At 65.2% G+C, this 17943-nt stretch carries 16 protein-coding genes; 11 read left to right on the top strand and 5 right to left on the bottom strand.

The genetic code is table 11. The features are described 5' to 3' along the window. The first annotated feature begins 36 nt into the window (after positions 1-36). The 5 genes from AC1D10_RS13940 (at position 37) to AC1D10_RS13920 (ending at position 4235) form a co-directional block, all read left to right on the top strand. A complete protein-coding gene (locus tag AC1D10_RS13940) occupies positions 37-489 on the top strand; it encodes a hypothetical protein (protein ID WP_477272598.1) in 453 nt (150 codons plus the stop codon). Next, positions 486-941, top strand: a complete 456-nt coding sequence (locus tag AC1D10_RS13935) for a periplasmic heavy metal sensor (RefSeq protein ID WP_477272596.1) — start codon at positions 486-488, stop codon at positions 939-941. Before AC1D10_RS13940 ends, AC1D10_RS13935 begins: the two co-directional genes overlap by 4 nt. A gap of 108 nt (positions 942-1049) precedes the next feature. Continuing rightward, complete coding sequence (locus AC1D10_RS13930) at positions 1050-1334, top strand: GCG_CRPN prefix-to-repeats domain-containing protein (RefSeq protein ID WP_477272594.1); 285 nt, start codon at positions 1050-1052, stop codon at positions 1332-1334. Between the two features lie 92 nt (positions 1335-1426). Continuing rightward, positions 1427-2950, top strand: coding sequence for a DUF1800 domain-containing protein (locus AC1D10_RS13925; RefSeq protein ID WP_477272592.1), 1524 nt, complete (start codon positions 1427-1429; stop codon positions 2948-2950). 49 nt (positions 2951-2999) lie between these two features. Beyond that, positions 3000-4235: a DUF1501 domain-containing protein gene (locus tag AC1D10_RS13920; RefSeq protein WP_477272590.1), complete on the top strand. Its 1236-nt coding sequence runs from the start codon at positions 3000-3002 to the stop codon at positions 4233-4235. A gap of 82 nt (positions 4236-4317) precedes the next feature. On the opposite strand, the gene AC1D10_RS13915 is transcribed toward AC1D10_RS13920, so the two are convergent. The 5 genes from AC1D10_RS13915 to AC1D10_RS13895 are packed head-to-tail and all read right to left on the bottom strand — an operon-like array spanning position 4318 to position 10951. Further along, positions 4318-5898: an indolepyruvate oxidoreductase subunit beta family protein gene (locus tag AC1D10_RS13915; RefSeq protein ID WP_477272588.1), complete on the bottom strand. Its 1581-nt coding sequence runs from the start codon at positions 5896-5898 to the stop codon at positions 4318-4320. Further along, complete coding sequence (locus tag AC1D10_RS13910) at positions 5891-8044, bottom strand: thiamine pyrophosphate-dependent enzyme (RefSeq protein WP_477272586.1); 2154 nt, start codon at positions 8042-8044, stop codon at positions 5891-5893. Before AC1D10_RS13910 ends, AC1D10_RS13915 begins: the two co-directional genes overlap by 8 nt. Before the next feature lie 45 nt (positions 8045-8089). Continuing rightward, a complete protein-coding gene (locus AC1D10_RS13905) occupies positions 8090-8572 on the bottom strand; it encodes a MarR family winged helix-turn-helix transcriptional regulator (protein ID WP_477272584.1) in 483 nt (160 codons plus the stop codon). Beyond that, the gene (locus AC1D10_RS13900; protein ID WP_477272582.1) at positions 8572-10143 is read right to left on the bottom strand and encodes a phytoene desaturase family protein; all 1572 of its coding nucleotides are present in this window, start codon (positions 10141-10143) and stop codon (positions 8572-8574) included. Before AC1D10_RS13900 ends, AC1D10_RS13905 begins: the two co-directional genes overlap by 1 nt. A gap of 16 nt (positions 10144-10159) precedes the next feature. Further along, positions 10160-10951, bottom strand: coding sequence for a cyclase family protein (locus tag AC1D10_RS13895; protein ID WP_477272580.1), 792 nt, complete (start codon positions 10949-10951; stop codon positions 10160-10162). A 119-nt stretch (positions 10952-11070) separates the two neighbouring features. On the opposite strand from AC1D10_RS13895, the gene AC1D10_RS13890 reads away from it, so the two are divergent. From AC1D10_RS13890 to AC1D10_RS13865, 6 genes are all read left to right on the top strand, one after another. Continuing rightward, on the top strand, positions 11071-12645 hold the full coding sequence (locus AC1D10_RS13890) for a phytoene desaturase family protein (RefSeq protein WP_477272578.1): 1575 nt from the start codon (positions 11071-11073) through the stop codon (positions 12643-12645). Positions 12646-12754: 109 nt separating this feature from the next. Next, a complete protein-coding gene (locus AC1D10_RS13885; RefSeq protein WP_477272576.1) occupies positions 12755-14284 on the top strand; it encodes an ABC transporter substrate-binding protein in 1530 nt (509 codons plus the stop codon). 91 nt (positions 14285-14375) lie between these two features. Continuing rightward, positions 14376-15383 carry an ABC transporter permease gene (locus AC1D10_RS13880; protein WP_477272574.1) on the top strand — a complete coding sequence of 336 codons (1008 nt, stop codon included), beginning with the start codon at positions 14376-14378 and terminating at the stop codon, positions 15381-15383. Next, entirely contained in the window at positions 15376-16224 is an 849-nt protein-coding gene (locus AC1D10_RS13875; protein ID WP_477272572.1) for an ABC transporter permease, read from the top strand. The genes AC1D10_RS13880 and AC1D10_RS13875 overlap by 8 nt, the downstream gene beginning before the upstream one ends. After that, positions 16221-17099 (top strand): ABC transporter ATP-binding protein, encoded by an 879-nt coding sequence (locus AC1D10_RS13870; protein WP_477272570.1) that lies wholly within the window; start codon positions 16221-16223, stop codon positions 17097-17099. Before AC1D10_RS13875 ends, AC1D10_RS13870 begins: the two co-directional genes overlap by 4 nt. Then, the gene (locus AC1D10_RS13865; protein WP_477272568.1) at positions 17092-17928 is read left to right on the top strand and encodes an ATP-binding cassette domain-containing protein; all 837 of its coding nucleotides are present in this window, start codon (positions 17092-17094) and stop codon (positions 17926-17928) included. Before AC1D10_RS13870 ends, AC1D10_RS13865 begins: the two co-directional genes overlap by 8 nt. Positions 17929-17943: the final 15 nt, after the last annotated feature.

Here is a 17943-nt window from a genome sequence, read left to right as displayed (position 1 = left end):
ACCGGGCAAGCAGCACCGATGGGCAAGGGGAAGACCATGGCTGAAGGGTCCAGGAACGAGCCGGCGATGGATGCCAAGCGCTTTGCCGCCCTGGCGGCTGCCTATGGCGGTGACTTGCGGCGATGGCCGGAGGCCGAACGGATGGCTGGCGCGGTCTTTGCCGCAAGCGAGGCTGGCCAGGCCATCCTGCGTCATGCCGGGACACTCGACGGTCTGCTTGACAGCTATCGCGTCGAGGCCCCGGGCAAGATCCTGCACGGCGCCATCCTGCAGGCCGCCGGCCGGCACCTCGTCCAACGCCGGCGTCAGCGGTTCTGGTGGCTGGGGCTTGGGCTTGCCGGCATTGGTCTGGCCGGCGCCGTGGCAGGATTGGCCCTGGTGAGCATCGTCACGCCAGAGGTCCAGCCGGATCACTATGTGCTGGATGCCAACGCGACCGCCTTCGGCGATGCCGGTCCCGACCGCGACACGATCGAGGAGGACCTATGAACATGAGCCGAAACCTCGTCATCGCGTCGGTGGTGCTCAATGTTTTCCTGGCCGGAGCACTGGCCGGCGGCGCCGTCTGGATAAGAAGCGGCAAGTCAGGCCAGGGCTACTCACTGGAGGCGGCCGGTGGCCGGCTTCCCGAGCAGGATCGCACGGTATTCCGCAAAGCGTTGCGCGACGTTCGCCGTGACTCCCGTCAGGTCATTCTCGATGGCCAGCAAGCCAGGCGCGAAGCAGCAGACCTGCTGCAACAGCCGGTTCTGGACACGACGGCCCTGTCGGCGGCGCTGGAGCGGGCCCGCAATGCCGACGTCACCATGCGCAAGCGGCTGGAGCAGCGCATCGTCGAGTTCGCGGCGGTAAGTTCCGCCGAGGGTCGCAGCGTGCTGGCGGAAGGGCTCACAAGACGTGCCGGACAGCAATCGTCGGCGGTGCCAAAAAAATCGCCGTGACGACCGACGGAAAACGCCGAAGGCGCCGTTTAACAGGAGAAGGGCAGGACCTGCCGGACCGTGTGGTGCGAACAGGTTTTCAACCTTGGAAACTTTCGGAGTATGACCATGAATCATCTGACAAAATACGCGCTCACCGCCGCTCTTGCCGTGACCGGAACGGTTGCGACGGTCGCGGCATCCTCGGCGATGCCAATGGCGCCGCTTGATCGAGCGGCCGCGCCGGCGCTGGTCGAGCATGTGGCCGGGGGCTGTGGACCGGGCTGGCATCCCAATCCCTGGGGACGCTGCGTGCCCAACCGCGTGGTGGTCTACCCTCGCTACTATCGGCATGGCCCGGCGTTCTACGCCTGGCATCGGCACCATGTCTGGCACCGCCGGCATCACTGGTAGGATTGCGCGGGGCCGGCCACTCCATGCCGACCTCCCCGACCCTGGTTGAATAGGCACGAAAACGGCTCGAACGGGCCTCATGCGCCAGACGCATGACGCTCCAGCAATGGAGGGCTGACTTGGCTGTCCCGGCCTCCAACTCCTTGCCGCCAGATCCGGCACTCGTCGTGTTCAACCGCTTCGGGCTCGGCGCAAGACCCGGCGACCGCGTGATGCTTGCCGGCGACCCGCGCGGCTATCTCAAGACGGAGCTGCGGCAAGCCGACATCGCCATGATCTCGCTTGACGATCCCGCCTATGCCGGCTTGCTGGGCAGCACGCCCGCCATCCAGGCCAGCATGGCGGCAAATTTCCAGCGCAAACTCGACCGCATGGCCGCCGCGGCAGCGCAGCCAGCGACGGCGAGCACCCAAGCGGTGCCCGCCCAGATCACGCCGGTCCAACCCATGGCCGCCCAAGCTATGCCGGAGCCCGCGCGACCCGACAAATCCCCCGTGCCGCCGGTCGAGGCGACGTTGTTCCGGGCGGAAGCACAGGCGCGTTTCGACAAGGCCATTCGGGCCAAGGCCGGCTTCGTCGAACGGCTTGTCTGTTTCTGGTCGAACCATTTCTGTGTCTCGGTGGCAAAGGACAATATCGTTCGGGCCAGCGCCGGCGCCTTCGAGCGGGAAGCCATCCGCCCTTTCGTGCTCGGCCGCTTCGCCGACATGCTGCTGGCGGTGGAACATCATCCGGCGATGCTGTTCTTTCTCGATAACCAGCAGTCGGTCGGCCCGGACTCGCGTGCGGGCAAGAACCGCAAGCGCGGGCTCAATGAAAACCTCGCTCGTGAAATCCTGGAATTGCACACGCTCGGCGTCGGCAGCGGCTATGCCCAAGCCGACGTCACCAGCTTCGCCCGCATCCTCACCGGCTGGACGATGGCCGGTCGCGAAGGTCGGTTGGGCGAACCCGGCAGTTCCGTCTTCAACGCAAACGCACATGAGCCGGGTGATGCGGTGCTGCTCGGCAAGACCTATCCTGCCGGCGGCATGGGACAGGCCGAGGCGGCGCTCAACGATATCGCCCGTCATCCTGCAACGGCGCAGCACATCGCCACCAAACTGGCGCGCCATTTCATCGCCGATACGCCCCCGCCGGGCACAATCGCCCGCCTCGCCAAGGTCTTCACCAAGACGGACGGCAATCTGCGGGCGCTGGCGGGCGCCCTCGTCGACATGCCGGAGGCGTGGTCGATGCCGTTGGCGAAGATGCGCTCGCCCTTCGACTATGTTGCCGCCATCCGAAGGGCGGCCGGCCCCGGCCCGGCGAACGATCCCAGCCAGTCGCTCGGTTGGCTCAGCGCGCTGGGCGAGCCGCTCTGGCAGCCGCCGGGACCGAACGGCTTTTCCGACGGCGCCGACGGCTGGGCGTCGGCGGAGGGCATGAAGATCCGCCTCGACATCGCCTGGCAGGCAGCACGGCAGGTCAAGGAGATCGGCAATCCCGGCGACATGCTCGATGCGCTGATCGGCCCTGCCGCCTCGCCGGAGACGAGACAAGCGATCGCCCGGGCCGAATCCAAGCAGCAAGGGCTGGCGCTGCTGCTGATGGCTCCGGAATTCCAACGACGATAATTCCAGCGCAGATCATTCCAGCGACGATAGCTCCCGTGGAGACGATGTCATGAGCCTGCTGTGCGAAGTCCCCGATCCGTCCCGCCGCGCCATGTTGATGACCGGCGGTGCACTGTTTGCCTGGGCCCACATGCCCCGCTTTGCCCGCGCCGCCGACAATCGCGATCCGCGTCTGATCGTCATCGTGCTGCGGGGCGCGCTTGACGGCCTGTCTGCGGTCGGTCCGGTCGGCGATCCCGACTATGCCGGCCTGCATGGCGATATCGCCCTGTCGCTGGCTGGTCCGCATGCGGCACTGCCACTGGACGGCTTCTTCGTTCTCAATCCGGCGATGCCGGTGTTTGCGCGGCTGTTCAGGAACAACCAGGCGGCGGTCGTGCATGCGGCCGCGACCGGCTATCGCGAGCGCTCGCATTTCGACGGCCAGGACGTGCTGGAAAGCGGTTTTGCCGGCCCTGGCCACGTCGCCACCGGCTGGCTCAATCGGGCGATCGAGAACCTGCCGCCGGGCGACCGTGTGGCAACGCTTGGCGGGCTGGCCGTCGGGCCATCGACGCCGCTGGTGATCCGTGGGGCGGCACCGGTGCTCGGCTGGGCGCCGCAATCGCTGCCGGCGCCCAGCGAGGGGCTCGCTGCGCGCGTTCTCGATCTCTACCAGCACCGCGACCCAGTTCTCGCGGTAGCCCTGCAAAAGGGGCTCGATGCTGACAAGATGGCCCTGGACGACAAGATGGGCAAGACAATGAAGCCGAAGGGTGGTCTCGACAGTGCGGCGGGGATGCGGCAGGCAGCACAGGGCGCCGCCAAGCTGATCGCGGCCGATGACGGGCCGCGCGTTGCAGCCCTTGCCTTCGATGGCTGGGACACGCATGTCAACGAGGGCGGTGCGACCGGCCGGCTCGCCACCTTGCTCGGCGGCCTCGACGGCGCCTTCGAAGAATTCGAGAAGGGCCTGGGCGCGCGCTGGAAGGACACGGCGATCGTCGCCATCACCGAGTTCGGACGCACCGCCCAAATCAACGGCACCGTCGGCACTGATCATGGCACCGGCACCGTGGTGTTGCTGGCTGGCGGCGCGATCAAGGGTGGTCGCGTCATCGCCGACTGGCCGGGATTGAAGCCGGCTCAGCTTTACGAACAACGCGATCTGGCGCCGACCAGCGATGTCAGGGCGGTGCTGAAGGGGCTGCTCGCCGATCAGTTCGGCCTTTCGGCCGCGGTGCTTGGCGACAAGGTCTTTCCCGATTCCGCCGCGGTGAGACCTATGCGGGACCTCATCGCCTGAAATCGGCCGAGGCGGATGCGCATCTGCGCCGGCGTGTCGATTCAGGGCTGCTCCATCTGCGAACGCCACCTGCTCGAAGAACTCAGTCGACCGGATCCGGCCCCAGCGACTCCACCGTCTTCAGCGCGCCATCGAGCATATCGCCTTTCTCGTCCTTCAGCGCCATCTCGCGCAGACGGCGGATCCAGTCGGCGGCATCCGCGCGGCCCTTGACCAGATCGAGCGCCGACAGCACCCGGTCGAATTTCGACTGGGCGCGAACATGGGTGTCGCTGTAGCCCTTGATCAGCCGCCGGCAATTGAGGATTTCGACGGCCAGCGCGTAGTCGGCCGGCACGTAGCCAAGCGCCAACGCGTACCAGCGCTCGATATGTGCGGCTTCCACCTTGTGGCGCAGCAGGCTGCGGCGCCACCGGCGCAGGCCGCCGATGAACCAAAGTGCTGCAAAGCCGGCAAAGCTGTCGGTGCGGATGCGGCGGCCATGGTTGATGCGGCGATCGAGAAAGGCGGCAAGCTTCGGCCGGTTCTCGATATAGCTGCCGAGGCTTGCCGGCAAAGTGCCGCAGAATTCCTCGATGCGTGGATGGAAATATTCAGTCACCTGCAGGATCGAGCCGTCCTTGACGCCGACCTCGCGGCGCACGCGCTTGTCACGCGTCGAGCGCGTCTTCAGATCGGCGACGCGGATCATGTCGTCGTAGCATAGGGCGTTCGCCAGATGCTTTGCGGCAGCGATGGACAAGTCATATCCGCGATCCGGCCCGTCCAGCGCGATGGCCTTGTCGAGTCGGTCGAGATAGTTGCGCCCGTAGGCGATGTCCTGATAGTCGACCACTTTTCGCAAGCCGCGCAGCGCCATGTCGCGCACCGCCACGGGCATCGCATCGATACGGGCGGCCAGGGCCTGCCAGCCTTGCAGCAGGTTTTGCGGACCACTCACATGCCCTGCGCCCAGGGCAGATTCGACAATCGCTGGCTCTGTTGTCTTTGGCGTCGGTGCAGCCGTGCCGCGCGCGCGATCAAACGCGGCGCCGAAAGCGGCGAGGCTGGCCTTCGCACCACGGCCGCCGGCACCGATCGCCTGCTCGTAGCTCTCGCGGGTGAACGGCAGCGCATCGGACCCGGCCAGCGCGCCGAGCAGGCTGGCCGAGATCATCGAGCCGTTGTCGGCGGCGATCTTTTCCATGTCGAAGGCGATGAAACGTTTCGATGCGGCCTCCGCCGTCGCATGCACCTTGGAAGACGAGGCCCGGCCGTCGCCCGGTTCGATCTTTTCCGACACCGCGGCGATGCGGTGCGACGAGGCGATCAGCGTGGTGCGTTCGGGCGTGACGAAACCGCGGATGATGGCGCGGCCGGCCTCCATCAGTTCCGCCGCGATCAGGATGTCGACGTCCCCTTGCGAGGGCGACAGCGCGAAGACGGGCAAGCGGCCGGTGTCGCGGGCCATCTCGACATAGTAGATGGTGGCGCCGGTGCGCTGGGCGACGCCGGCGACCGAGGTCGATTGCGCGACGTAGCCGTTGCGCTCGGCGACGTCGGTGATCCAGTCGGCCAGCACGCCGCCGCCCTGGCCGCCAACCGCCAGCACCGCGAGCTTGATGACGCGCTCGTCGCCCTCGGCGCCGGCCCGGGAGCGAAATGGTGGGACAGCGTCAAGCATCGGCGAAGGTCAGGCGCCGGCTTTCGCGGCGGCGCTGCAACAGGCTGATGGTGGCGCGGCGGACGGCTTCGAGGAAGTGGTCCCAGCGACCCGGATTGTGCACGACGTCGGCGCGATAGAAGGATGGGCAGAGCACCGCCGCATCGGCGACCTCGCCGCAATTGCCGCAGCCGACGCAGCTCTGGTCGATATGCGCCACCGGATCGTCGCGCAGCGGATCGTCGAGCGACTTGACCGACAGCGACGGACAACCGGACAGCCGCATGCAGGCGTGGTCGCCGGTGCAGATGTCCTCGTCGACGCCGAACTTCGGCTTGACGACCCTTGTCCCACTCTTGATCGCCTTGTCGACCAACGGCTTTTCGCGGCGCTGGCGATTGAGCATGCATTCGGACGAGGCGACGATGACCTTCGGCCCCTTCTCGTCGGTGGTCAGCGCCTCGCGCAGTGTGTCCTGCATCTTGCCGACATCATAGGTGCGGTCGATGTGGCGCAGCCATTTGACGCCCATCCCTTTCACCGCCTCGGTGATTGGATGCTTGGTCGACTTGGTCTTGTTGCCGGCGCGCGATGACAGGATGTCCTGGCCCCCAGTGGCGGCCGAGTAAAAATTATCGACGATGACGATGACGCCATCGTTCTTGTTGAACACCGCATTGCCGATCGAGGAGGTTAGGCCGTTGTGCCAGAAGCCGCCGTCACCGACAAAGGAGATCGACCGGCGCTTGGCATCCGGCGAATTGAACGCCGAAGCCGAAGCCGGCCCCAGTCCGTAACCCATCGTGGTGGCGCCGAGCTCGAAAGGCGGCATGATCGAGAACAGATGGCAGCCGATGTCGGAGGCGATGTGATGCTTGCCAAGTTCCTGCTCGACCAGCTTGGTGGCGGCGAAGATCGGCCGCTCCGGGCACCCGATGCAGAAGCCCGGCGGCCGGCCGGGCACGACGTTGATCAGGTCTGCGGTGTCGAGGCCGTCGCCGACCTTGTTGGGCGCACGCACCTCGCCTGGCAGAAGATGCGGCGCCTCGGCGCGCAGGAAGGCGCCGATGCCGTCGAGCATGACCTGGCCGGTGTATTCGCCGGCCATCGGCAGATGCTCCTTGCCGACCAGCCTGGTGCCGCGCCCGGCCTTGTGCAGCATCGAGGCAAAGGCCTGCTCGATGTAATTGGGCTGGCCTTCCTCGACGACGAGCACGGACTGCTTGCCCTCGCAGAAGGACAGAAACTCGTCGTCGATCAGGGGATAGACGGCATTGAGCACATAGAGCGGCACATCGGTATCGCCATAAATGTCGGCAAGGCCAAGCCGCTGCAAGGCGCGGATGACAGAATTGTACATGCCGCCCTGCATGACGACGCCGATCGAGCCGTGGTCCGATCCGAAGAATTCATTGATCTTGTTCTTGCGGATGAAATCAACCGCCGCCGGCCAGCGCTTCTGCACCTTCTCCTTCTCGTGCAGGAAGGAGGCAGGCGGCAGCACGATGCGGCCGGTGTCGCGGCGCGGCGCGTCGAGCGCGTCGGCCACCGTCATCGGCGGCCGCTTGTTGTCCTTGGCGATGAAATGTCCATGGACATGGCAGCAGCGGATGCGCACCTGCAGCATCACCGGCGTGTTGGAAATCTCGGACAGCTCGAAGCCGTCCTCCACCGCCTTGACGATCGACGGCAAATTGGGGCGCGGATCGAGCAGCCAGACCTGGCTCTTCATGGCGAAGGCATGGCTGCGCTCCTGCATGATCGAGGAGCCTTCACCGTAATCCTCGCCGACGATGATCAGCGCGCCGCCGGTGACGCCGCCTGAGGCCAGGTTGGCGAGCGCGTCGGAGGCGACGTTGGTGCCGACCGTCGACTTGAAGGTCGCCGCGCCGCGGATGGGGTAATGCACCGAGGCGGCCAGCATGGCGGTGGCGGTCGCTTCCGAAGCGCTGGCCTCGAAATGCACCCCGAGCTCGCCCAGGATGTCCTGCGCGTCGGCCAGCACGTCCATCAGATGGCTGATCGGCGCGCCCTGATAGCCCCCGACATAGCCGACGCCGCATTGCAGCAGCGCCTTGGTGATGGCGAGAATGCCTTCGCCGGCAAATTCCTCGCCGGCGCCGAGCCGCAGCTTTTCGACTTCCTTGGCAAAAGACCGTTCGGCCATTTTTTGTCTCCTTCCGTTACCGCCCGTCGCTGGCGGCGCGTAGGTCTAGATGTCGTGCTTGCGAATGTTCTTGAGCATCTTCAAAAGCGTGGCGATGAGCGCGGAATATTCGGCGTCGTCGATATCGTCGAACATCGCCTCGAACGCGTCATGCATGGCCGGCCAGGCGCGGGTGAACTCGGCGCGGCCATCGTCGGTCAGGAAGACATGGCGGATGCGGCTGTCGGTGACCCCTTGCTCGCGCCGCACCAGGCCTTGGCCCTCCAGCGAGTCGAGTGTCCGGCTCAGGGTCGACTGCTCGATCACCGTATAGACCGAGAGGTCGTTGACGGTGGTGCCGTCGGTGACCGACAGCACGGCAAGCGTGCGGACCTGCGGAATGGTCAGGCCCTGCTTGCGGAAATCGTCGCGCAAGGTGGCATTGTAGCGGCCCATGATGCGGTTCATCAGATAGGGCGCGAACTGCTGCAGGCCGATCTGCCCCAAGGTCGAAATGCGCTGGCGCTTTTCCGCGACCTTCTGTTCCATCACAGCCTCCCCGCCAGAAGGAAGCCGGAACCGCCGCCCAGGCCAGCACCCGGATGGGTCGAGGCGCCGATATGGTAGAGGTTTTTGACGCCGGTCTGATGGTTGCGGCTGGTCTTGAACGGCCGCCACAGGAACGACTGGTCGAGGGTTGACGAGCCGCCATAGGGGTCACCGCCCACCAGATTGATGTTCATCGCTTCCAGATCAGCCGGCGAACAGGCGCGGCGCGCGATGACGCTGTCCTTGAAGCCCTCGATATGGCTGGCGAGGATGGCCTCGACGCGGTCGGCATAGGCCTCGCGCAGCGTCTCGGTCCATTGCCCGTCAGCCGGTGCCTGCAGCGTACCCGCGGCGTCGCCCTTGATGTGCCGCGGCGCCTCGGGCAGTTGCAACCACAGGATCGCCTTGCCTTGCGGGCAGCGCGACGGATCGAGCGCGTGCGGCTGGCCGACACAGATTGTCGGCACTTCCGGCAGCATGCCGCGCGCCGCCTCGTTGCAGGCTTTGGAAACGCCATCAAGCCCCGGCGTCAGGTGCAGCAGTGCTACCTTGTCGAGGCCTTCGCCGCGCCATGCCGGCGGCTTGTCCAGGGCGTAATGGATCTGGAAATTGCCTTTGCCGTAGCGGTATTTCTGCGTCGCCTCGACATCGGCTTTGGGAGCATCAGCCCCAAGCAGCCGGCCATAAAGTTGCGTCGGCGTGACCGAGCAGATGACGCTCTTCTTCGCATTGACCGTTTCGCCCGAGGCGAGCCGCACGCCGGTGGCCCGGCCCCCGGTCAGGATGATGGAGGCAACGTCCGCCTCGGTGGAGATGACGCCGCCGCGCTCGGTGATGAGCGCCTCGAAGGCCGACAGCAGGTTCTTTGCCCCGCCCTTGACGATCGGGGCGCCGGCCGCCTCCAGCGCGAAAGCGATGACCTTGGCGATCTGACCGGAGAAGGCATCCTCGGGCCCAAGCCCGGCATGCAGCACCCAGGGCGCCCACAGCGCGCGGACGGTCTCGGACTGGTAGCTGCTTTCCAGCCAGCCGCGCGCCGGCACCAGCGCTTCGCCGAGAAAGGCGGCAAGACCACGCGGGCTACGCCGCCAGGCATCGCCGGCCAGCAGCTTCGCCGTCGGATAGGACCACAGACTGCCGCCGAGCAGGCCGAACAACAGGCCGGCGTTGCGTTCGATGCCGCCGACGTCATCCGCATGCCGGTCGCCGTCGCCTGTCGCGATGGCGTTGAGGGAGGCAACGTTGGCGGCGCGGTCGGTGCGCAGCACGGCATGGCTGCCGTCCGGTCGCAGCACGCCGGTCGGCGTGCCGGTGTGGCAGAACTCCAGCCCGTGCCTAGCGAGGTCGGCGCCAAGGGCGGCAAAGGCCGGCGAGGTGATGAACAGCACGAAGGTCGTCGCCATCACGTCATGGATGAAGCCGGGCGCGGTGATCTCCTCGGTGCGCATGCAGCCGCCGATGCGGTCGTTGCGCTCGAGCACAAGCACCTTCGCGCCCTTGCCGCCGAGCATCGCCGCGCAGACCAGCGCGTTGATGCCGCTGCCGACGATGATGTGATCCGGCTGGCTCACGTCAAAACGCTTTCGGTTAGCCCTTCGACACAAGCGCCAGCGCGCGGATCGGGCTGCCGGTGCCGTGCTCGATCTTGAGCGGTGCCGCGATCAGGATGGCGCCCTTCGGCGGCAGCTGATCGAGGTTGCAGAGGCTGGCAAGCCCGTAGCGGTTGGCCTTATGCATCAGCGTGTGCGCCGGGAATGGCGGCTCCATTCCCCCTGCTTTGCCAGCATCGGTGCCGATCGTCTCGCTGCCCCAGCCCTTGATATCCTTGCTGATCAGGAACTGGATGGCTTCGGCGGTCGGTCCGGGCGTGTGCGGGCCGGTCTCGTTGGCGTTGAGGAACTCTGCTTCTGAGCCGTTGCGCTTGTACCAGTCGGTGCGCATCACCACCCACTCCCCGGCATTGATCGCGCCATGCTTGGCTTCCCATGCCTTAATGTGGTCGACGGTGAGCAGAAAATCGTGGTCGGCGGCGGCTTCCTTCGAACAGTCGATGACATTGACCGTGCCGACGAAGTTCTGTGCCGGAATGGTGTCGGTGGCGCCATCCGGATAATCCTTGCCGGTGATCCAGTGCTGCGGCGCATCGAAATGCGTGCCCGAATGCTCGCCGAGCTTCAGCCAGTTCCACGCCCACCACGGGCCGTTCTTGTCATAGCGGGAGATGCTATGGATTTCGACCTTCGGCGTGTCGACGGCCAGTTCCGGCGGGAGCTTGATCAGCGGCGTATCGGGCCCGAGCGGCGCCGACAGGTCGACCACCTTGATGGCGCCTGAAAGAAGCTGGCCGGCGACTTCGCCGAGGAGTTTTTGCGTGTCCATGGTCTCTGTTCCCTCTTTCGTGATGATGATCAAGGCTCGTCTCGGCCCTTAATATCCTACTAGACGAAAACATATGCATCTGCAATTATCTTTAAGCATAAAGGAAATGGGAACGGGGCGTGAGCGAGTTCGACGCCATCTTTGTCGGGGCGGGCCACAACAGTCTGGCATGCGCCGCGCATCTGGCGCTCAAAGGCTGGAAAACCGGGATTTTCGAGCGCAGCGGAACAATCGGCGGCGCCGTCCAGACCCGCGAATTCACCCTACCCGGCTTCCGTCACGATTTCGGCGCGATGAATCTGAGCCTGTTCGCCGGCTCGGCCTTCCACCGGAAATATGCAAATGAATTGAACCGCCAAGGGCTGGAGTTCGCGCCGGTCGCCGACTGTTTCGCCAGCGCCTTCCCCGACGGACGCTGGTTCGGCGTCAGCAACGACCTGGAAAAGACCGTGTCGCGCATGGCTGCCTTTTCCGCCGCCGATGCCGCGACATGGCGCAAGCTGGTCGCGGCTTTCCCGGCGGAGGCCGAGCATCTGTTCCGGCTGCTTGGATCGCCGATGAGCGCCCGCGCGCTTGCCGGCACCGCGTGGAACCTGTGGCGCAAGAAGGGTATGTCCGGCGCGCTCGACACAGGACGACTGCTGCTGTCATCGCCACGCGCATGGCTGGAGGAGACTTTCGAGTCACAGCATGTGCGGGCAACGCTCGCTACCTGGGGCATGCATCTGGACTTCGCCCCCGATATCGCCGGGGGTGCCGTGTTCCCCTACCTGGAATCGATGGCCAACCAGAGTTTCGGCATGGTGCTGGGCAAGGGTGGTGCCGACACCATCATCCGGGCGCTGTCGGGCATGGTGACGTCAGCCGGCGGCAAGATCTTCACCGGCGCCGAAGTGGTCGAGATCACGGCTTCCGCCGGGAAGGCGACCGGCGTGCGGCTCGCTTCCGGTGAAATCCATACCGCCACCAAGGCTGTCGTTGCCGGCGTCGCGCCCAAGGCGCTGACCGGCAACTTGCTGCCCCAGGGGTCCGGTAACGCCAGCTTCGACATGGCGATGAAAAAATTTCGCCATGCGCCGGGCACGATGATGATCCACCTGGCGCTAGATGATCTGCCGGACTGGCGTGCCGGCGCCGAATTGCGGCAGTTTGCCTATGTGCATCTGTCGTCGTCGCTCGATGCCATGTCGCGCACCTACCAGCAGGCGATGGCGGGCCTGCTGCCGGACGAACCCGTGCTGGTCGTCGGCCAGCCTACCGCTATCGATCCGTCACGCGCGCCGGCGGGTAAACACGTGCTGTGGGTGCAGGTGCGCATGCTGCCCGCCGAAATCCGCGGCGATGCGGCCGGCAAGATTGCGCCAGCGCACTGGGACAAGGTCAGGGACAACTACGCCGACCGTGTCCTCGACATCATCGAGACCTACGCGCCCGGCCTGCGAAACAGGATCCTTGGCCGGGCGGTGTTCTCGCCAATCGACCTGGAGCGCGAGAACCCGAACCTCGTCGGCGGCGACCAGGTCTGCGGCAGCCACCATCTGGCGCAGAATTTCCTGTTTCGCCCAGTACGCGGTTTTGCAGGCTGGAACACGCCGGTGGCACATCTGCATCTCACGGGTGCCGCGACATGGCCGGGCGCCGGCACGGGTGCCGCCTCGGGTTACATGCTCGCGCAACAGCTTGGCGGGACGTAGGAGCCGAAGATTTCCTGGAAATGAAGGAGGGCAAGGCGCTGCTGCCCAAGGAGCCTGAACCAAACTGAGATTGCTGCGCAAAGACAATAAACCAACAAGGGGAACGACCATGACAATCAACAGACGCGAATTGCTCGGATACAGTGCCGCTGCACTTGGAGTGGCCGCCGTCGGCCTGCCGCAGATCGCCCAGGCGGCAGCCGGCGAACTGACGATCGCCTACAACGTCAACCTGCCGTCCTGGGATCCGACCACCGGGCCTTCGGCCGTCAATCCGACGATCCAGGGGCTCTACCAGTCGGTGTTCGACCAGTTCATCCCGCAGAAGCCCGACCTGTCCTTCGCGCCCGGCCTGCTCACCGAATGGGGCTGGAACGACGACCGCACCAAGATCACGATGACGGTGCGCGAAGGCGTGACCTGGCATGACGGCTCGCCGTTCACACCCGAGGACGTCGTCTGGTCGCTGCAGCGGGCAGGCGACCAAAAGACCGGCAATCCGATCCAGTTCGTCTGGAAGAACGTCAACAACTTCAAGATCGACGGCAACAAGATCACCGGCGATGTCGTGCAGTTCGACCCGGTGTATTTCAAATGGATGTCGTTCCTGACCGGCTACATCATGCCCAAGGCGTACTACGAGAAGGTCGGTCCCGAAGGTTTCGAGAAGGCGCCGATCGGCACCGGCCCCTACATGGTCGAAAAGTTCGAGCGCAACGCTTTCCTGCGGCTGAAGGCCAATCCGAACTATTGGGGTGGCAAGCCAGCATTCGAGAACGTCACGATCAAGTTCGTCACCGACGCGGCGAGCCGCGTTGCCGAAATCGAGTCCGGTTCCTCGCAGGTGACGCTCGAAATTCCCTATGAGGAGTATGACCGGCTGATCGCCAAGGACGGGTTGGCCGGCTCGTGCAAGAACGTCTCCGACATCGGCATGATCTTCTTCAACAACAAGGACGCCATGCTGGACAAGAACGTCCGCCAGGCAGCCGTCATGGCGGTGGACAAGGAGCTCCTGGTCAAGCGGTTGCTGCGCGGCTACGGCAAGCCGATCGATACGCTGGAAACGCCCGAGTACGCGGCTTTCGACCCGTCAATCAAGGTCGAGCACAATCCGGAAAAGGCCAAGGAACTGCTGGCTGCGTCCGGATACTCGCCGGAGAAGCCGGCGAAATTCACCATCCAGACGACCAAGGGCTTCAAGCCCAAGGATTACGAGATGGTGCAGGCGATCGTCGGCATGTGGCGCAAGGTCGGCATCGAGGCGACGATCGAAGTCTATGAGATCGCCAAGCACTACGAACTGCGCGCCGCCCACAAGCTGGCACCGGCGGCCTTCTACAACTGGGGCAATGCCATTGGCGATCCGACCACGTCGACCGGGTTCGCTATGTTCGGCCCTTCCCCGCATTCATCGTGGAAGACGGACGATCTCGATGCCAAGATCGGGCCGCTCTGGGGCGAGAAAGACGAGGCCAAGCGCATCGCCGGCTGGAAGGCTGTCGACAAGTACATCGCCGAGGAGGCCTATGTGCTGCCGGTGCTGCAGTTCGCGCAGCCGATCGTGCATGCCAAGGGAGTCAATGTCGTGCAGCACATTTCCGGCGCGCTGCTGCCGGCACTGATGACCCCGGCCTGATATCGACCCGGGATTGCCGCGCGCCGTCGCCTGCGACGGCGCGCATTTTCCATCAGGGCATTCGAGCCTGCGGGCTCCTGCAAAGATTTACATGCTCCTGCAAAGATTCCTGATCCGTCTCCTGACGATGCTGATCACGCTGTTCGGCGTGGCCGTCGTCGTCTTTGTCGTGATCCGCGTCGCGCCGGGCGATCCGATCGCAATGATGCTCCCGCCCGGCGCCACGGATGCCGACATCGCCCGGCTGCGCGCACTCTACGGTCTCGACAAAACCATCGTGCAGCAGTTCTTCATCTGGCTGTCCGGCGTTGTCAGGGGTGATTTCGGCACCTCGATCTCGTTGCGGCAGGATGTGCTCGGCCTTGTCTTCAATCGGCTACCGGCGACGCTTGAACTCGCCATCGTTGCCCTCGTCATGGCGGTGACGGTCGGCGGCACGACGGCAATCCTCGGCGCACGCGAGCGCGGCACGGCAGTCGAGGCCGGCATCGACATCGCCAGCGGTGCCGCCCTTTCCATTCCCGATTTCCTGTGGGGCCTGGTGCTGATCCTCTTGTTCGGCGTGCTGGTACCGATCTTCGACATTTCCGGCCGGGTGTCGCCGCAACTCGACCTGCCCTTCGTCAGCCAGTTCTATCTGTTCGAGAGCATATTGCGGCTGCGCTTCGATCTCACATGGGATCTCCTGAAACACATGCTGATGCCGGCGGTGGCGCTGGCATTGCCCTTGGCGGCGATCATCTCGCAGCTGCTGAAGCAGTCGCTGAAGGAAGTGCTCGACCTCGACTATGTCGTGCTGGCGCGGGTGAAGGGGTTTTCGGAAACGCAGGTCATCCTGCGCGAGGCGCTGAAGAACGCGGCGCTGCCGACGCTGACCCTTATCGGCGTGCAGTTCACCTTCCTGATCGGCGGCACGGTCATCGTCGAGCGGCTGTTTTCCTATGAAGGCCTCGGCAACATGGCGATCGATGCGGTCATCAACCGCGACCTGCCGCTGATCCAAGGCATCGTGCTGGTCTTCGCGCTGCTGTTCGTGCTGATCAACCTCACCGTCGACATGATGTATGCGCTGCTCAATCCGAGGCTGCGCCATGGATGAGGTCCGTGCTCCCAGGCGTCGCGTATCCCCACGCCTGTGGTTGGCCGGCGGCTGGCTGCTGCTCGCGCTGCTGGCGGCGATCTTCGCACCACTGGTCGCGCCGCAGGACCCGCTGGCGCAGGATCTGATGCTGGAGCGGCTGCCGCCGTTCTGGATGGCCGGTGCCGAGCCCGGTTACTGGCTCGGCACCGACAGCCTCGGCCGCGATCTTCTGTCCAGGCTGATCTTCGGCGCCCGCATCGCCTTTGTCGTCGCCTTCGCAGCTTCGATCGGCGCGTGCCTGGTCGGCTCGACGCTGGGTCTGATATCAGGCTATTTCGGCGGCTGGGCCGACCGCATCATCTCGCGCATCGTCGATGTCTGGATGGCGTTTCCGCCAGTGCTGTTCGCCATCCTTTTGGTCGCCGTGCTCGGCACCGGCCTGAGTTCCGTCATCATCGCCATCGCCGTCATCGACTGGACGCGCTTCTGCCGGGTGATCCGCGCCGAAGCGATGGGCCAGTCGCGCATGGACTATGTCGAGAATGCCCGCATCGCCGGCTATGGCCGCATCGGCATCATGCTACGCGAAGTGCTGCCCAATGTGGTGCCGTCGATCGTCGCACTGCTGTCGCTGGAAATGGGCATCGCCGTCATCGTCGAGGCGATCCTGTCCTTCGTCAATTTGTCGATCTCGACCGACGATCCGACCTGGGGCGGCATCATAGCCGAGGGCCGGCTGTCGATCCATCAAGCCTGGTGGGTGCTGGTGTTTCCGCTGATCACGCTGATCCTCACCGTGCTGTCGTTCAGCCAGTTCGGCGAGGCGCTGAAGACGCGTTTCGACCCGGTGCTGCGATGAGCGCCTGTCTCGACATCAGCGGCTTGAGCGCCGTGCTGCCGAACGGCCAGCGCGTGCTGCGCTCGGTGTCGCTTGCCGTTCAACCCGGCGAGGTCCGCGCGCTGGTCGGCGAGAGCGGCGCCGGCAAGACGATGATCGGCAAGGCAGTGCTCGGCGTCTTGCCGTCGAGCGTGCGCATCGTCGAAGGCGATATTAGGCTTGAGGGCGAGGACCTCGGCAGACTGCAGCCCAAGGCAAGGCGCACGCTGATCGGCGCTCGCACGGCGCTGATCCCGCAGGACCCGCTGACCGCGCTCAACCCGTCGCGCCGCATCAGTCCGCAGATGACCGACCGGCTGGTGCGCATCCTCGGCTGGAGTGGCGAGAGGGCCGATACCCGAATTCGCCAGTTGCTGGACGAGGTGCAGATCCGCGACCCTGACCGTGTGCTGAAAAGCTATCCGCACGAGCTGTCCGGTGGCATGCGCCAGCGGGTGCTGATTGCCGCCGCCTTCGCCGCCGAACCACGGCTGATCGTCGCCGACGAGCCGACGACTGCACTCGACGTCACCGTGCAGAAACAGATCTTGCGGCTGATCGTGCAGTTGCAGCGCGAACACGGCACCGCGATCCTGTTCGTCACCCATGATCTCGGCGTCGTCGCCAAGATCAGCCAAAAAGTCTCGGTGCTTTATGCCGGCAAGGTGGTGGAGGAAGCCGAGACGGCAGCCCTCTTCGCCGCGCCGCAGCACCCCTATACGCGCGCGCTGATGGCAGCCACGCCGCGCTACACCGACCCATTCGCCTCGCTGAAGCCGGTGGATGAGGCGGTGCTGGCCGGACTGGCCGCGGAGGTCGCCGCTGCCGACCAGGCTTGGAGGCGGCCCCATGGCTGAGCCGCTGTTTTCCGTACGCGGGCTGAAGGTCGCTTTGCCCGACATGACGCGCAAGCCATTGATCGGCCGAGCGCCGCTGGCCGAGATTCTGAAAGGCCTGGATTTCGACCTGCCCAGGGGCTCGGTGACCGGCATCGTCGGCGAATCCGGATCCGGCAAGTCGACACTCGGCCGTGCTCTGGTGCGGTTGCTGGAGCCCAGCGCTGGCAGCGTCAGCTTCGATGGCCGCGATATCACGCATCTGCCGGAGGCGGAGCTCAGGCCACTGCGCCGCAACCTGCAGATGATCTTCCAGGATCCGATGTCGTCGCTCAATCCGCGCCGCACCATTGCCAGCATCATCGCCGCGCCACTCAAGCAGAACGGCCTTGGCGACAATCTGAAGACCCGCGTCGCCGAGGCACTGCAGCGTGTCGGCCTGCCGCAAAGCTTCGCCAGCCGCTATCGCCACGAACTGTCGGGCGGCCAGCGCCAGCGCGTCGGCATTGCGCGCGCGCTGTCGCTGTCGCCGAAGTTCGTGCTGGCCGACGAGATCGTCTCCGGCCTCGACGTGTCGACACAGGCGCAGATCCTCACCTTGCTGGAGAGCCTGGCCGCCGAGATGGGCCTGACCGTTGCCTTCATCAGCCACGATTTGTCTGTCATCCGGCGGTTGTGCCGGCAAGTGATCGTCATGCGCGAAGGTGTGATTGTCGAAGCCAGCGCCACCGACGCCTTGTTCGACAACCCAAGGCAGGCTTACACGCGCGACCTGATCTCAGCCATTCCGCTGCCGGAAATCGATGCCGGGTGGCTGGACATCCCTTCCGCTGCCAAGGCGCCGACATGAACACAAACGCACGCC

It is taken from the genome of Mesorhizobium sp. P2_A8 (assembly GCF_056404935.1).
The sequence above is the reverse complement of the archived record's forward strand: the minus strand, read 5'-3'. Positions and strand labels throughout refer to the sequence as shown.

Excerpts from the sequence above, each read along its gene's own strand:
- AC1D10_RS13870 (WP_477272570.1), top strand. The coding sequence starts at position 16,221 with ATGAGCGCCTGTCTCGACATCAGCGGCTTGAGCGCCGTGCTGCCGAAC.
- AC1D10_RS13935 (WP_477272596.1), top strand. The coding sequence starts at position 486 with ATGAACATGAGCCGAAACCTCGTCATCGCGTCGGTGGTGCTCAATGTT.
- AC1D10_RS13885 (WP_477272576.1), top strand. The coding sequence starts at position 12,755 with ATGACAATCAACAGACGCGAATTGCTCGGATACAGTGCCGCTGCACTT.
- AC1D10_RS13895 (WP_477272580.1), bottom strand. The coding sequence starts at position 10,951 with ATGGACACGCAAAAACTCCTCGGCGAAGTCGCCGGCCAGCTTCTTTCA.
- AC1D10_RS13925 (WP_477272592.1), top strand. The coding sequence starts at position 1,427 with ATGACGCTCCAGCAATGGAGGGCTGACTTGGCTGTCCCGGCCTCCAAC.
- AC1D10_RS13920 (WP_477272590.1), top strand. The coding sequence starts at position 3,000 with ATGAGCCTGCTGTGCGAAGTCCCCGATCCGTCCCGCCGCGCCATGTTG.
- AC1D10_RS13910 (WP_477272586.1), bottom strand. The coding sequence starts at position 8,044 with ATGGCCGAACGGTCTTTTGCCAAGGAAGTCGAAAAGCTGCGGCTCGGC.
- AC1D10_RS13915 (WP_477272588.1), bottom strand. The coding sequence starts at position 5,898 with ATGCTTGACGCTGTCCCACCATTTCGCTCCCGGGCCGGCGCCGAGGGC.
- AC1D10_RS13940 (WP_477272598.1), top strand. The coding sequence starts at position 37 with ATGGCTGAAGGGTCCAGGAACGAGCCGGCGATGGATGCCAAGCGCTTT.
- AC1D10_RS13865 (WP_477272568.1), top strand. The coding sequence starts at position 17,092 with ATGGCTGAGCCGCTGTTTTCCGTACGCGGGCTGAAGGTCGCTTTGCCC.
- AC1D10_RS13875 (WP_477272572.1), top strand. The coding sequence starts at position 15,376 with ATGGATGAGGTCCGTGCTCCCAGGCGTCGCGTATCCCCACGCCTGTGG.
- AC1D10_RS13880 (WP_477272574.1), top strand. The coding sequence starts at position 14,376 with ATGCTCCTGCAAAGATTCCTGATCCGTCTCCTGACGATGCTGATCACG.
- AC1D10_RS13930 (WP_477272594.1), top strand. The coding sequence starts at position 1,050 with ATGAATCATCTGACAAAATACGCGCTCACCGCCGCTCTTGCCGTGACC.
- AC1D10_RS13905 (WP_477272584.1), bottom strand. The coding sequence starts at position 8,572 with ATGGAACAGAAGGTCGCGGAAAAGCGCCAGCGCATTTCGACCTTGGGG.